This window comes from Paraburkholderia unamae (genome assembly GCF_003268775.1).
In the GTDB taxonomy this organism is placed as follows: Bacteria; Pseudomonadota; Gammaproteobacteria; order Burkholderiales; family Burkholderiaceae; genus Paraburkholderia; species Paraburkholderia unamae.
Genome location: NZ_QLSU01000031.1, coordinates 82,743 through 96,945, shown reverse-complemented (window position 1 = coordinate 96,945; position 14,203 = coordinate 82,743). Strand labels below are relative to the sequence as shown.

13 protein-coding genes are annotated in these 14,203 nt (G+C 67.5%); 9 read left to right on the top strand and 4 right to left on the bottom strand.

Features of this window, described 5'->3' with window-relative positions:
- Window positions 1–217: 217 nt before the first annotated feature.
- Both C7401_RS35440 and C7401_RS35435 read right to left on the bottom strand, forming a co-directional pair.
- Complete coding sequence (locus C7401_RS35440; protein ID WP_112176710.1) at window positions 218–721, bottom strand: DUF8737 domain-containing protein; 504 nt, start codon at window positions 719–721, stop codon at window positions 218–220.
- Between the two features lie 61 nt (window positions 722–782).
- Window positions 783–1,619, bottom strand: a complete 837-nt coding sequence (locus C7401_RS35435; RefSeq protein WP_112176709.1) for a DUF8737 domain-containing protein — start codon at window positions 1,617–1,619, stop codon at window positions 783–785.
- 173 nt (window positions 1,620–1,792) lie between these two features.
- Here C7401_RS35435 and C7401_RS35430 point away from each other — a divergent pair, with 173 nt between their 5' ends.
- From C7401_RS35430 to C7401_RS35410, 5 genes are all read left to right on the top strand, one after another.
- Window positions 1,793–2,761: a LysR family transcriptional regulator gene (locus C7401_RS35430; RefSeq protein ID WP_112176708.1), complete on the top strand. Its 969-nt coding sequence runs from the start codon at window positions 1,793–1,795 to the stop codon at window positions 2,759–2,761.
- Window positions 2,762–2,867: 106 nt separating this feature from the next.
- A complete protein-coding gene (locus C7401_RS35425; RefSeq protein WP_112176707.1) occupies window positions 2,868–3,818 on the top strand; it encodes a TauD/TfdA dioxygenase family protein in 951 nt (316 codons plus the stop codon).
- A gap of 54 nt (window positions 3,819–3,872) precedes the next feature.
- Complete coding sequence (locus C7401_RS35420) at window positions 3,873–4,916, top strand: ABC transporter substrate-binding protein (protein WP_112176706.1); 1,044 nt, start codon at window positions 3,873–3,875, stop codon at window positions 4,914–4,916.
- 178 nt (window positions 4,917–5,094) lie between these two features.
- The gene (locus tag C7401_RS35415; RefSeq protein ID WP_112176705.1) at window positions 5,095–6,036 is read left to right on the top strand and encodes an ABC transporter ATP-binding protein; all 942 of its coding nucleotides are present in this window, start codon (window positions 5,095–5,097) and stop codon (window positions 6,034–6,036) included.
- A complete protein-coding gene (locus C7401_RS35410) occupies window positions 6,033–6,920 on the top strand; it encodes an ABC transporter permease (protein ID WP_112176704.1) in 888 nt (295 codons plus the stop codon). The genes C7401_RS35415 and C7401_RS35410 overlap by 4 nt, the downstream gene beginning before the upstream one ends.
- 15 nt (window positions 6,921–6,935) lie before the next feature.
- On the opposite strand, the gene C7401_RS35405 is transcribed toward C7401_RS35410, so the two are convergent.
- Window positions 6,936–7,916 (bottom strand): zinc-dependent alcohol dehydrogenase family protein, encoded by a 981-nt coding sequence (locus C7401_RS35405; protein WP_112176703.1) that lies wholly within the window; start codon window positions 7,914–7,916, stop codon window positions 6,936–6,938.
- Between the two features lie 165 nt (window positions 7,917–8,081).
- The gene (locus C7401_RS35400) at window positions 8,082–8,996 is read right to left on the bottom strand and encodes a LysR family transcriptional regulator (protein WP_112176702.1); all 915 of its coding nucleotides are present in this window, start codon (window positions 8,994–8,996) and stop codon (window positions 8,082–8,084) included.
- Window positions 8,997–9,122: 126 nt separating this feature from the next.
- On the opposite strand from C7401_RS35400, the gene C7401_RS35395 reads away from it, so the two are divergent.
- The 4 genes from C7401_RS35395 to C7401_RS35380 all read left to right on the top strand — a co-directional run bounded on the left by C7401_RS35395 (window position 9,123) and on the right by C7401_RS35380 (window position 14,133).
- Window positions 9,123–10,034: a DMT family transporter gene (locus C7401_RS35395; RefSeq protein WP_112176701.1), complete on the top strand. Its 912-nt coding sequence runs from the start codon at window positions 9,123–9,125 to the stop codon at window positions 10,032–10,034.
- A 186-nt stretch (window positions 10,035–10,220) separates the two neighbouring features.
- Window positions 10,221–11,471 (top strand): SfnB family sulfur acquisition oxidoreductase, encoded by a 1,251-nt coding sequence (locus tag C7401_RS35390; RefSeq protein WP_112176700.1) that lies wholly within the window; start codon window positions 10,221–10,223, stop codon window positions 11,469–11,471.
- Between the two features lie 5 nt (window positions 11,472–11,476).
- A complete protein-coding gene (locus tag C7401_RS35385; RefSeq protein WP_112176699.1) occupies window positions 11,477–12,742 on the top strand; it encodes an SfnB family sulfur acquisition oxidoreductase in 1,266 nt (421 codons plus the stop codon).
- Window positions 12,742–14,133: an LLM class flavin-dependent oxidoreductase gene (locus C7401_RS35380; RefSeq protein WP_112176698.1), complete on the top strand. Its 1,392-nt coding sequence runs from the start codon at window positions 12,742–12,744 to the stop codon at window positions 14,131–14,133. The genes C7401_RS35385 and C7401_RS35380 overlap by 1 nt, the downstream gene beginning before the upstream one ends.
- Window positions 14,134–14,203: the final 70 nt, after the last annotated feature.

Sequence of the window (14,203 nt, the reverse complement as noted above, 5' to 3'; positions counted from 1 at the left end):
GCCATCTCCCTCTCAAAGTGACCGATTCGTATGATTGATGTGAGGTCGCTTACGAAGAGGGAAAAGAGGCGAGCTGTCGCACCGTTGCACGCAATATGCGCGCGCAAGGGCGAGGTGGCCGAAATGCAGGGACAGAAAGCACTGCGAAGTGAATGGAAGCCGCCACGGCTTGATCGAGTCAGGCAACGTGGCGGCTGAATAACGCCTTGCGCAAAGCTCAAAAGACGGGAGCCGCCTTGAACTGCGGGCGCAGCAGCAAATAGAAAGCGGTGGCGTGCGTAATCGCCAGCAAGGGCACGTAGATCACAGGAATCGCGTACATCGCGCCGAGTTCGCCCGCATGGGCGGGCAGATCGGCCTGAATGGCATGGTAGTAGTCGAGGATGAGGTCGGCCGCGCCCACGAGATTGAAGGCGACGGCGAACGACCAGAAGAGGGCGCGTATGCGTGCCGTGAGCAGCGCCAGCATCGCGAGCAGGCCGGTCGCGAGATCGCCATATGCCGCGAATACCGCGAAGCTTGCGGGCAGATCGGGACTCACCACCCCGGGCAACATGAAAACCAGCCCGAAAAAGCGGAAGCTGTGCAGCGTGGCGATGGCGCGCTGCGCATCGAACGGGTCCATCGACTTGAGCCGGGGCCAGATATACGCGCCAAAGCAAAGCAGCCAGGCGACGTAACCCAGAACGAGATGCAACTGGAAGAGCAGCTTCGGCGACATGTGGCCTCCTGAGGAAAGTGGTCCGGCGTGGATGCGCTCAGGCAAACGCAAGCGCAAGCGATCAGCCGCTGCGCCGCCGGAGCAACTGGCGTAGCGAGAGCACGTGCAGCAGAATCGAGCTCGGCACCACGAAAGCCGGCGTCAGCACATAGGGATACGCGCCTGGGTTGAAGGCGGGCATGCCTGTCGCGATCAACTGGAAGCGGCCAGGTGCGGTGATCATGCCGAGCGTGAGCGCAACGGCGAAATCGGCGAGGCCGAAGAGATTCCACGCGATCGCGGTTCGGCGTCCCTGCGCCGTGCCGCTCGCCACCGCAATCGCCGCGGGAATGGCGAACAGACCGGTCAGCACGTCGCCGATTCCCGCCGGCAACGCGAAAATGCCGGGCGCCACGCCATGCAGCCACGCGGCGATCGCCCAACTGCCGAATATCCGGTAGAACTGGAGCGCGACGAGCCAGGCCGCCGGCATCACGTCGAGCACCTGCGCCACGCGCTTAGAGACCAGCAGCAGCGGCGTGCAGAGGATCACCGGCAGAAAGATCGCGAGCGGCAGCCACGGCACGGGCGGCGGCGCTTTGGCGAGCAGAAAAACCCCGTGAATCGCGGCGCTCCACGCAAGCGCGAACCAGAGCGTGTGCGTGAGCACGACCGCAAGCCAGGTCGCGAGGCGCTGGCGCGGCGCGAGATCCGCGCGTTCGAGGCCGAGCCACAGGCCAACCGCGATCAACGCCTGGGCGATCAATTGATGCGCCGTCGTTTGCACGCCGCTGCCCGGAATGACCGGCAGCCAGTAAATCAACGCGATCCATAGCAGCGTGGGCGGGGCGATCCAGAACAGGCTGCGCCAGGCGGGCGGCGGCGCAGCGATGCCGGCGGGAACAGCGGGAGTGTTCATCGTGTGCTCTCCAGATGAGTGCGCGACGTCGCGCTCGCTCGGCCGCCATGCGCGAGCCGGTTCGCAAACGCTTCCCGGGGCATCGTGCGCTGCGAATTTCGTCACGCCTGACTGGCACGCCAGGTGTACCATCGATCCGCGCGAGCGACTATTCATCACAATGTTGACGGGCCATGAAGCAGAACTTCACAGTCAGGCAGGGTGCGCTCGATGGCGTGGAGGCGTTCCTGAGCGTGGCCAGGCATCGCAGTTTTCGCAAGGCCGCGGCCGAGCTCGGGGTCACGCCGTCGGCCATCAGCCAGGCGGTGCGTGTGCTCGAAACGCGCATCGGCGCCGCGCTTTTCGTCCGTACGACGCGCAGCGTCGGCCTGACCGAAGCGGGCGAGCGGTTTCTCTCGCGCGCCAAGCCCGCCTTCGAAGAACTGGTGGCCGCAAGCGAGGTGGCGCGCGATCTCGGCCAGCGCCCCTCCGGGCTGCTGCGCTTGTCCGTGCCGCGCGCGGTCATCCCGATCCTGCTGGAGCCACTGGTCGCGTCCTTTTGCAAGGCGTGGCCCGAAGTCGAGGTCGAGATCGCCGCGAGCAAGGAAGTGGTCGATCTCGCGGCCGAAGGTTTCGACGCCGCCATTCGCCTGGGCCAGTTCGTCGCCGCCGACATGGTCGCCGTGCCGATGACGCCGCCGTTTCGCCTCATCGTGGTGGGCAGCCCCGCGTACTTCGAGGAGCACCGCCCGCCGCGACACACCGACGATCTGCGCCATCACGCATGCTTGCGCTGGCGGCGCTCGAGCGGCGCGCTCGCGCTCTGGTCGTTCAACGACAACGGCGAGGCGCTCGAGATCGCGGTGAGCGGACCTTTCATCGCCAGTGACTTTCCCACCATGCTCGGCGCGGCGCTCGAAGGCGTGGGCCTTGCCCAGCTTCCCGCGCCGCTGGCTGCCGAGGGCTTGCGAGCGGGCAAGCTGGTGGAGGTGCTGGACGCGTATGCGCCGGTCATGCCGGGCGTGTTTCTCTGCTACCCGGACCGCCGCCAGATGTTGCCCAAGCTGCGCGCCTTCATCGACCACGTGAAGCGTCGCCAGGCGGGCGATTCGGGCGCGGAAGCCAAAAAGGAAGCGGGGCGCGGCGGCGGCCGTACGCGATAGCGGCGCCTTTATGACTCGAACGGATAAACGTATCGGATTTGCTTCGTTGCCAGGCGGCGTGCGGGCACGTAGATTGAAGCCATTGCTTACCAGAAAGGTTTCTAGCGTGACCTCCACCGCTGCTTCGTCCGCTTCGTCAATCGCGCCCGCATCCCGCGCGCAGGCAACATACCACGCAACCCACAACGCAGCACAAGGCGAGCCGCAACGCTTCGATGTCGTCGCGCTCGACGCGCCGCTCGGCGCCGAAATCATCGGCCTCGATCTCGCGAAACCGCTGTCGAGCGAGGATTTCGCGCGCATTCATCGCGCGCACCTCGATCATCACGTGCTGGTGTTCCGCGATCAGCGCATCACGCCCGACGAGCAGGTGGCGTTCAGCCGCCGCTTCGGGCCGTTGCAGATCCACGTGCTGCACCAGTTCGCGCTGGCGGGCCACCCCGAGGTGCTGATCGTCTCGAACATCGTGGAGAACGGCAAACCTATTGGACTCGGCGACGCCGGCCACTTCTGGCACTCCGATCTCTCGTACAAGGAAAAGCCGAGCCTGGGTTCTTTTCTGCATGCGCAGGAACTGCCCTCGGAAGGCGGCGACACGCTGTTCGCCAACATGCATCTCGCGTGGGACACGCTGCCCGCGCATTTGCGTAACGCCGTGCAGGACAAGGGCGCCGAACATACCTATCTCGCGCGCTATGCCGAATTGCAGGCGCGCAGCCCGTGGCGGCCGAATCTTTCCGCCGAGCAGATCGCGCAGGTCGCGCCCGTCGTTCACCCCATCGTGCGCACGCACCCGGAAACGGGCCGCAAGGCGCTGTTCGTGAGCGAGCATTTCACCACCCGCATCGTCGGGTTGCCCGAGGACGAGAGCCGCGCGTTGCTCGACGAGTTGTTCGCGCACAGCGTGCGCGAAGCGCATCTCTACCGGCACGTCTGGCGCGAGCACGACCTCGTGTTCTGGGACAACCGCTCGCTCATGCATCTCGCGGCGGGCACGCCCGATCATCTGCGCCGCAAGCTCTATCGCACCACCATCGAAGGCGACACGCCGTTCTAAAGCGCGGCGCCTGTGTTCCGGGCGCCAGCCAGCACAATAACAAGGAATCCTGATATGTCGTTTTCTGTCGCCTCGGCGATCCTGCGCCGCACGGGCGCCGCTTCCCTTGCCATCGCACTCGGTGCGCTGGGCCTGGGCCTGGGCGTGGCGGCCCCCGCGCGCGCCGAAGGCCAGCTTCGCGTGGCCGAGCAGTTCGGCGTGGTGTATCTGATGCTCAACGTCGCGCGCGACCAGCACTACATCGAACAGGAAGGCCGCAAGGCCGGCGTCGATATCAAGGTGGACTGGGTGCGCCTTTCGGGCGGCGCTGCCGTCAACGACGCGCTCCTTTCGGGCGCCGTGGACGTGGCGGGCGCGGGTGTGGGTCCGTTGCTCACGGTGTGGGATCGCACACATGGCCGCCAGAACGTGAAGGGCGTGGCCTCGCTCGGCAACCTGCCGTACTACCTCGTCAGCAACAATCCGAACGTGAAGACGATTGCCGACTTCACGGCAAAGGATCGCATTGCCGTGCCTGCCGTGGGGGTTTCGGTGCAGTCGCGCGTGCTGCAATACGCGGCGGCGAAGCAATGGGGCGACAAGCAGTTCGACCGCCTCGACGCCTACACGCAGGCCATTCCGCATCCCGACGCGACGGCCGCGATCATTGCGAACAGCAGTGTCGTCACCGCGCATTTCGGCAATCCGCCGTTCCAGCAGCAGGAGCTTGCGGGCAACCCGAAGGCGCATATCGTGCTCAACTCGTATGACGTGCTGGGCGGCCCGAGTTCAGCCACCGTGCTCTACGCGACGCAAAAGTTCCGCGACGAGAACCCGAAAACCTATCGCGCGTTCGTGGCGGCGCTGGCCGACGCGGCCAGCTTCATCGCCGCGCATCCCGAGCAGGCCGCCGATATCTATATCCGCGTGAACGACTCGAAGATCGACCGCAATCTGTTGCTGAAGATCCTGCGCGATCCGCAGGTGCAGTTCAAGACCGCGCCGCAGAATACGTTGGGCCTTGCGCAGTTCATGTATCGCGTGGGCGCGATCCGCAACGAGCCGAAGTCGTGGCGCGATTACTTCTTCGACGATCCCGCCGTGGCCAACGGTAGTTGAGTACGCAGCGGTTTTCAGCCGGAAAGCGGGCCCCTTGCGGGCCCGTTTGCATTGGCGGCGCGTGTTTGTGCCGCGGACGAAGGCTTATATGCGAGCCTGGTTTGAATATGTGGATTCATTGGTTGGGCCGCGCGGCGGGTGCCTTTATGTTGACGTTTTATCCGCTGGATTGCCAAACGTGAACGTCACTACCTCCAGATTCTGGGAGCGCACCCCGGCTGCGCGCCGCGAAGCGGGCGCGGTGCAACGCGCCGTCGTTGGCGAGCGCGACGCGCATGCTGAGCGCGCCGCTCACAATGCTCAAGCCGCCCCGCAATCCGAAGCAGGCCCGCGCAGCGAGCGCCTGCTCGCCATCGACAATGTCAGCCTCGAATACCGCAGTCGCGAGCGCATCGTGCGCGCCACGCAGGACGTGAGCTTCGATGTCTACGGCGCCGACCGCTTCGTGCTGCTCGGCCCTTCGGGCTGCGGCAAGTCCACCTTGCTCAAGGCCATCGCGGGCTTTATCGAACCGGTCTCGGGCACGATCTCGCTCGCGGGCGAGCCGGTGCGCGGCCCCGGTGCGGACCGTGTGGTCGTGTTCCAGGAATTCGACCAGCTGCCGCCCTGGAAAACCGTGGCCGAGAACGTGGCCTTTCCGCTGCGCGTGGCGCGCAAGCTGTCGCGCGCCGAGGCCCGCGAGCGTGCGCTCCATTACCTCGACAAGGTGGGGCTCGCCGCCTTCGCCGACGCCTATCCGCACACGCTCTCGGGCGGCATGAAGCAGCGCGTGGCGATTGCGCGCGCGCTCGCCATGCAGCCGCGCGTGCTGCTGATGGACGAGCCGTTCGCCGCGCTCGACGCCCTCACGCGCCGCAAGATGCAGGAAGAGCTGCTGCGCCTCTGGGACGACGCGCGCTTCACGCTGCTCTTCGTCACGCATTCGATCGAGGAAGCGCTCGTGGTGGGAAATCGCATCTTGCTGCTCTCGCCGCATCCGGGGCGCGTGCGCGCCGAGGTCAACAGTCACGCGTATTCGCATGCGAGCATGGGCGGCGTGGACTTTCGCGAGAGCGTGGCGCACATCCATCGCCTGTTGTTCGATACCCATCCCGAAGCGGCCAGGGAGGCCCACCGATGAGCACGCCACATCCCACATTGCCGCCGTTGCCGCCCGTGCGCGCCGAGTACGAGCGGCCCTTGCTGCCCGTGCAGGCGGGCGCGGATTCGGCGCCGTTGCCGCTCGCGCGGCGCGTGCTCGACGCGGGCTGGCTGCGCCGCACGCTCATCGCGCTCGTGCTGATCGCGGGCTGGGAGATCACGGCGCGCATCGTTGCGAACGATCTGCTCGTGCCGACATTCGGCGCCACGCTCGCTGCGTTCGTGCAAGGGATCACGAGCGGCGAGTTGCTCGTGAAGACAGGTATTTCGCTGTCCGTGCTGCTGCGCGGCTACGCGATCGGCGTCGTGCTGGCGTTCGTGCTCACCTCGCTCGCGGTGTCCACGAGAGTCGGCCGCGATGTGCTTTCGATGCTCACGGCGATGTTCAATCCGCTGCCTTCCATCGCACTCCTGCCTATTGCGCTGCTCTGGTTCGGGCTCGGCACGGGCAGCCTGCTGTTCGTGCTCGTGCACGCGGTGCTGTGGCCGCTCGCGCTCAACATGTACACGGGTTTTCTCGGCGTGCCCGCCACGCTGCGCATGGCAGGCCGCAACTATGGCTTGAGCGGCCTGCGCCAGGTCGTGCTGATTCTCGTGCCGGCGGCGCTGCCTTCGATCATCGCGGGGCTGCGCGTGGGCTGGGCTTTCGCGTGGCGCACGCTGATCGCGGCCGAACTCGTGTTCGGCGCGAGCGCGGGGCAGGGCGGTCTTGGCTGGTACATCTTCCAGAATCGCAACGAGCTTTATACCGACCGCGTGTTCGCGGGCCTCGCGGCCGTGATCGTGATCGGGCTGCTCGTCGAGCATCTGGTATTCGACACGCTCGAACGCCTGACCGTGCGGCGCTGGGGCGTACAGCACTAAGGGCCGCGCGCGGCCTCAGTCGACATCCACGACGATCTTGCTCGCCGCGCTGCCATCGGCCACCGCTTCGTAGGCGCGCTCCGCGTCGCTCAGCGCGAAGCGGCGCGCGTCGACGCGCGGCGCGAGCTGGCCGGCTTCGGCGAGGCGCGTGGCCTGCGCCATCATTTCACCGTGATGCGCGCGGTTCACGCCGCTCAACAGCGGGTACAACGTGAACACGCCCGAATAGGTCGCCTCGCGAAAGGACAGCGGCGCGAGCGCATGCGTGCCCCAGCCCAGTGCGCTCACCACGTGCCCGTAATGCTTCACGGCCGCGAACGAGGTATCGAGCGTCGCGCCGCCCACGGTGTCGACCACGAGATCGAAGCCCGCGCCGCCCGTGTGCGCCTGAACGTACTGCTCGACGCTTTGCGCGCCATAGTCGATCGCCGTCGCGCCCAGTTGCCCGATCAGCGCGAGCTTGCGGGCGCTAGCCGTGGCGAACACCTCGGCCCCGAGCGCGCGCGCGATCTGCACGGCCACGTGGCCCACGCCACCCGCGCCGCCTTGCACCAGCACGCTTTGCCCGGCCTGCAAATGCGCGCGATCCACTATCCCGAGCCATGACGTGATGAAGGCGAGCGGCAACGCCGCCGCTTCGCGCATCGAGAGATTCGCGGGCTTGCGCGCGAGCAGGTCGGCATCGACGGCGGCGTATTGCGCAAGCGAGCCCTGAATGCCGCCCACGCCGCCCGTCATGCCGTATACCTCGTCGCCGGGCGCGAAGCGCGTGACACCCGCGCCCACGGCCTCCACCACGCCGGCCATGTCGATGCCCAGCACGAGCGGAAGCGGATGCTGCGCGTGAGCGGCCTTGCCGGCGCGGATCTTCACGTCGAGCGGGTTGAGTCCCGCCGCGTGCACGCGCACGAGCACCTGGCCCGCCTGAGGTTGCGGGCGATCGAGCGTGGTCAGTTCGAGCGGACCTTCGTATTGGCTGAGGACGAGGGCTTTCATGGTTTTCTGGGCGTATCCGGTCTCGTTGATCAGGATGGCAAAGCGAGTGACGCCGAGGCGCTGCTTACCCGGCAATGTCCATGACCCAGTCTAGGCGGTCCGCGCGCACCGTTGAATGTCGGCGCGGCTCAAGTTCATGCCCGATCGTCTCACGGGCGGCGCATGTCAGTCCGGCAACTGCTGTGCGAGCCAGTCGATGAGCACGCGCACCTTGGGCGGCAGGTAGCGGTTGGGCGGGTAGAGCATCCACACCGGGCCGCTATAGGCGCGCGGCTCGAGCGACCATTCGGGCAGCACGTGCACGAGCGTACCCTCGCGCAGCGCCTGCGCCGCCGCGAATTCGGGCAGGCTCGCAATGCCCCGATCGTGCAGCGCCGCGTCGCGCCGCGCGCCCACGTCGTTGGCGATATAGCGGCCCTTCACCTCCACCACGTGCGTTTGCGCGCCGCGGCGGAACGCCCAGCGGTTGTCGTCGGGCGTTTCGCCGAGATAGAGGCAGTCGTGCTGCGCGAGATCTCTGGGGTGCGCGGGCGTGCCGCGCGCGCGCAGGTAGGCCGGCGAGGCGCACGGCATCCAGCGCAGCGTGCCAAGCCGCCGTGCGGCGAGACCGGGCGGCGGCGTGGGCGTGGGGCGGATCACGATGTCGACGCTGTCGCGCACCGGGTCGACATCGCGGTCCGTGAACATCAGTTGCACCGCGACTTCCTCATAGGCGCGCAGGAAGCCCGAAATCAAGGGATGAATCACGCTCTGCGCGAACGAAATGGGCGCGCTGATGCTTACCCGCCCATGCGGGCGGCCGGTGAGCCGGCTGGCGGCGTCGGCCGCGCCGGCCGCTGCCTCGACCATGTCCGCGCAGTGCCGGTAGACCTCGGCGCCCGCTTCCGTGAGCCGCAGGCTGCGCGTGGAGCGCTCCAGCAGCCGCGTGCCGAGCGCGCGTTCGAGCCGCTGCATCTGGCGGCTCACGGTGGAAGGCGTGCTGCCGAGCTGGCGTGCCGCGACCGAGAAATTGCCGGCCTCGACCACGCGCGCGAAGGTGGCGAGGTCGGGCAGCAGGGGCAGGAGGTCGGTGGGGTTCATCGTTGGCGGTCTAATTTCATCTGTGCATTGGCGACATAAATGATGTTCAGGTCAGGTGGATTATCGCCTTGCGGGCACTATTGGACAATGAGCGCACCATCAACGCCTTTCCGCCCACTTTCTCATATGAACGCCTTGCTCCGCTCGCCCCGCACCGTGGACCTGCTGCTCGTTGCCGTCGCGCTCGTCTGGGGCACGAGCTACGGCGTGGTGAAGGGCGCGCTGCTCATTTACCCCGTGCTGGGCCTGCTCGCCCTGCGCTTTGGCATTACCTTTGTCGTGCTTTCGCCCGCACTGCGCGGCCTCCTTCAAGCGAACTGGCGCGAGCGTTTCGGCGTGTTCGGCGTGGGCTTGCTGCTGCTGGGCATCTTTCTGGCCGAGACGTTTGGCGTATCGCTCACGAATGCGTCGAACGCGGCGTTTCTCATCAGCCTGTGCGTGGTCCTCACGCCGCTCGTGGAGTGGGCGTGGCTGCGGCGTGCGCCGCGGCCCGTCGAATGGATGGCGGCCGCCGTGTCGCTGCTCGGTGCGTTCCTGCTCACGGGCGGCCATTTTGCGGCGAGCCCGGGCGACCTGCTGGTCCTCGTCGCGGCGCTGCTGCGTGCGCTCACGAGTTGCGCGGCCAAGCGCGTGATGAAGTCGGGCACGGTGCCGCCGCTCACGATGACGGCGGTGCAAGCCGCCGTGGTGTCGTGCGGCTGCGCGGTGCTGGCGCTGACCGTTGCGCCCGAGCAGTGGCAGCCGCTGCCGCACTGGCACGCCCACGCCGCGTTCTGGGGCAGCGTGCTGTATCTCGTCGCGGGCTGCACGCTGTTCGCCTTCTTCGTGCAGAACTACGCGGTGGCGCGCAGCAGCCCGACGCGCGTGGCCTTGCTCATGGGCAGCGAGCCCGTGTTCGGCGCGCTGTTCGCGTGTGTGTGGCTGGGCGAGCGGCTCACGGTCACGGCATGGCTGGGCGGCCTGCTGATCGTGGCGGCGTCGTTGCTCGCGCTCAGGCGCGAACCGCGCGTGGTGGTTCAGGCGGCCGTGGAGGCCTGAGGCGCACGCCACATCGGCATTGCTGATATGCAATTGCGAATTAACTGGTAGGGGATTGCGACCCGGGCTGTTCCAATGGGGGGCTGGTCCTGCTCGACGCCCGAGCGGCGCTCGCCGGGTCAAAGCGTCGGCGCGCTCCGTTGTGGCGTTCGAACAGGGGATGCAACTGGCTTGCCCTGGAATGTCATGTCGACCCCTGCTTATCCTGCTGACGCCGCGCCGCTGCCGCGTCTTCCCGACGCCGCCCGCGTGCGGCGCATTGCCGACGACGCCCAAGCCCTCGCCGCCGCGCGCACGCTGGCGGCCGCGGTCGCGCCGGGCGCGGCGCAGCGCGACCGCGAGCGCGCGCTGCCCTGGGACGAACTCGATCTGTGGTCCGAAAGCGGACTCGGCGCGATCACGGTGCCGCGCGAATACGGCGGCCCGAATGTCTCGTACGCCACGCTGGCCGAAGTCTTTTCGATCCTGTGCGCGGCCGACCCCGCGTTCGGGCAGATCCCGCAAAATCATTTCGGTGTGCTGGGCGTGTTGCGCGAAGTCGGCAGCGCGCAGCAGAAAACGCGCTTGTATGGCGAAGTGCTGGCGGGCCGCAGGCTCGGCAACGCCGGTCCGGAGCGCCGCTCGGCGGCGGCCACTACCATTCTGCAAGGCACCACGCGACTCGTTTCGACACCACAGGGTCTGCGCCTGAGTGGCCAGCGCTTTTATTCGACGGGCGCACTCTTCGCGCACCGCGTGCCGACCCGCGCAACCGACGACGCCGGCCGCGCCGTGCAGGTCTGGGTGCCTCGCGACGCGCCGGGTCTCAGCGTCATCGACAACTGGAGTTCGTTTGGACAACGAACCACGGCGAGCGGCACGGTGATCTTCGAGAACGTGCCGGTGAGCGCCGCCGACGTGCTGCCGATCTGGCAACTCGCCGAACGCCCCGGCCTATCGGGCCCCGCTTCGCAACTGATTCAAGCCGCCATCGATCTCGGCATCGGCGAGGCGGCGGTGGCCGACACCATCGCCTTCGTGCGCGAGCACGCGCGCCCCTGGATCGACTCGGGCGCGGCGCGCGCGGCGGACGACCCCTATGTGATCGCCGATATCGGCCGCTTGCAGATCGACTTGCACGCCGCTCAGGAGGTGTTGCGCGACGCGGGCCATACGCTCGACGCCATCGCTGCGCATCCCGTCGATGAGTCGGCGAGCGCACGCGCATCGGTTGCCGTGGCGCAGGCGAAGGTGCTGACTACGCGCTTCGCGCTCGAAGCGAGCGAGAAACTGTTCGAACTGGCGGGCTCTGCCGCCACGCGTGCCGCGCACAACCTCGATCGCCACTGGCGCAATGCGCGCACGCATACGCTCCACGATCCGTTGCGCTGGAAACTGCATCTGCTTGGCAACTATCACCTGAACCACGTACTGCCCGCGCGCCACGCCTGGAATTGAGCCCCATGAGCACTGAACTTCCCATCACCGAAGGCTTCTCCGAAGCTGAAACCGGCGGCGCGCCACGGCGTGCCGCACCACCGCGCGCGCCGGCGCGTCTGGCCGACGACGCAGCGGCGCTCGCCGCCGCGCAACGGCTCGCCGCGCAGTTCACGCCCGAAGCGGCGTTGCGCGACCGCGAGCGCCGTCTGCCTTGGGACGAACTCGATGCGTTCGTCGCGAGCGGCCTGTGGGCGATCACCGTGCCGCGCGAGTACGGCGGCCCCGGCGTGCGTAACGGCACGCTTGCCGAAGTGACCGCAATCATCGCCGCAGCGGACGGCTCGCTCGGGCAGATCCCGCAAAACCACTTTTACGCGCTCGAAGTATTGCGCGTGGGCGGGAGCGCTGAGCAGCAGCGTTTCTTTTACGACCGCGTGCTCGCGGGGGAGCGCTTTGGCAATGCGCTCGCCGAGATCGGCCAGAAGGATTTCAAGCGCCGCACGCGGCTTACGCGCGATGCGGGCGGCTTTCGCATCGACGGACGCAAGTTCTATTGCACGGGCGCGCTCTACGCGCACTGGATCCCCACGCTCGTGGTTGCCGAGGAGGCAGGCCAGGACGTGACGTACCTCGCATTCGTGCCGCGCAACGCAGTGGGTGTGACGATCACCGACGACTGGGACGGCTTCGGCCAGCGCGTGACGGGCAGCGGCTCCGTGCAGTTCGACGGCGTGCGGGTCGAGCCCGAATGGATCGTGCCGTTCCAGCGCTCGTTCGAGCGTCCCACGACCATCGGCCCGCTCGCGCAGATCATTCACGCCGCAATCGACCTCGGTCAGGCGCGCGGCGCATTCGAAGCGGCGCTGCAATTCGTGCGCGAGCGCTCGCGTCCCTGGATCGACGCCAAGGTCGAGCGCGCGGCCGACGACCCGCTCGCGATCTTTCACTTCGGCGATCTGGCGGCGCGCCTCGCCGCCGCCGAAGCGCTCGTGCGCCGCGCGGGCCGCTTCGTGGACGCCGCCCAGTCCGCCCCCGACGAACGCACGGTGGCCGAGGCCTCGATTGCCGTGGCCGAAGCGCGTGCACTGACGACGACGATCTCGCTCGACGCCGGTTCGCGCCTGTTCGAACTGGCGGGCACGGCCGCGACGCTCGACGGCCTCGGACTCGACCGCTTCTGGCGCAACGCGCGCACCCACACGCTGCACGACCCTGTGCGCTGGAAGTATCACGCGGTGGGCAACTTCTACCTCAACGACACGCTGCCGCCGCGGCACGGAGCATTGTGATGGCCGAATCAAACCGAACCCACCAGGCGAACAAGCCCATCCTGCTCAACGCGTTCAACATGAATTGCGTTGGGCACATCAATCACGGGCTGTGGACGCACCCGCGCGACCGCTCGACCGACTACCGGACGATCGCCTACTGGACGAATCTCGCGCGCACGCTGGAGCGCGGCCTCTTCGACGGACTCTTTCTCGCCGACATCGTGGGCGTGTACGACGTGTATCAGCGCAACGTGGACGTGACGCTGCGCGAATCGATCCAGTTGCCCGTGAACGACCCTACGCTCCTCGTGCCGGCCATGGCCGCCGTGACCCAGAACCTGGGCTTCGGCGTGACGGTGAACCTCACTTACGAGCAACCTTATCTGCTCGCGCGGCGCTTCTCCACGCTCGATCACCTCACGCAGGGCCGCATCGGCTGGAATATCGTGACCGGCTACCTGGACAGCGCCGCGCGCGCGATGGGACTGGAGCAGCAACTGCCGCACGACGAGCGCTACGATCGCGCCGACGAATACCTGGAAGTCCTCTATAAACTCTGGGAAGGAAGCTGGGAATCCGGCGCCGTGCGGCGCGACAAGGCCGCGCGCGTGTTCGCCGACCCGGCAAAGCTGCATCGCGTGCAGCACGAGGGGCAGTACTATCGCGTGGACGGCTACCACCTGGCGGAGCCCTCGCCGCAACGCACGCCGGTGCTGTTCCAGGCGGGCAGCTCGGGGCGCGGCCAGCGCTTCGCCGCGCGCCACGCCGAATGTGTGTTCATTTCGCCGCCGAACCGTGCGGCCGCGCGCGAAACGGTGCGTGCGCTGCGCGAGCAGCTCGTGCGTGCCGGGCGCCGCCCCGACGACGTGAAAGTGTTCGTGGGCGCGGCCGTGGTGCCGGGCGCAACCGAGCGCGAAGCGCGCGAAAAGTATGCGGACTACCGCCAGTATGCGAGCCGCGAGGCGGGGCTCGCGCATTTCGCGTCGAGCACCGGCATCGATTACGCGCAATACGATCTCGACGAACCGGTCGATTACACCCCGGGCAATGCGATCGAGTCCGCCACGCGCACCGCGAAGCAGAACGGCTGGACGCGGCGCAAGCTGCTCGAGATGTTCGAACTGGGCGGGCGCTACCCGGCTATCGTCGGCAGCGCGTCGCAGGTCGCCGACGAGTTGCAGGCGTGGATCGACGAGGCCGACGTGGACGGTTTCAACCTGAGCCGCACGGTGGTGCCCGAAAGCTACGAGGACTTCGTGGATATCGTGGTGCCGGAATTGCAGACGCGCGGGCGCTACAAGACGGCCTATGCGCCGGGCACGTTGCGCGAGAAGCTCTTTGGCGAAGGTGCGGAGTTGCCCGAGCGGCACGCGGGCGCCGGGTTTCGGCGCGTGCCGGAAGCGGTGTAAATGAAAGCGGGCCGCCGCGGCGTGAATCGCCGGGCGGCCCGATCGGAAAACACAAGGGAAAGCGAAAGTG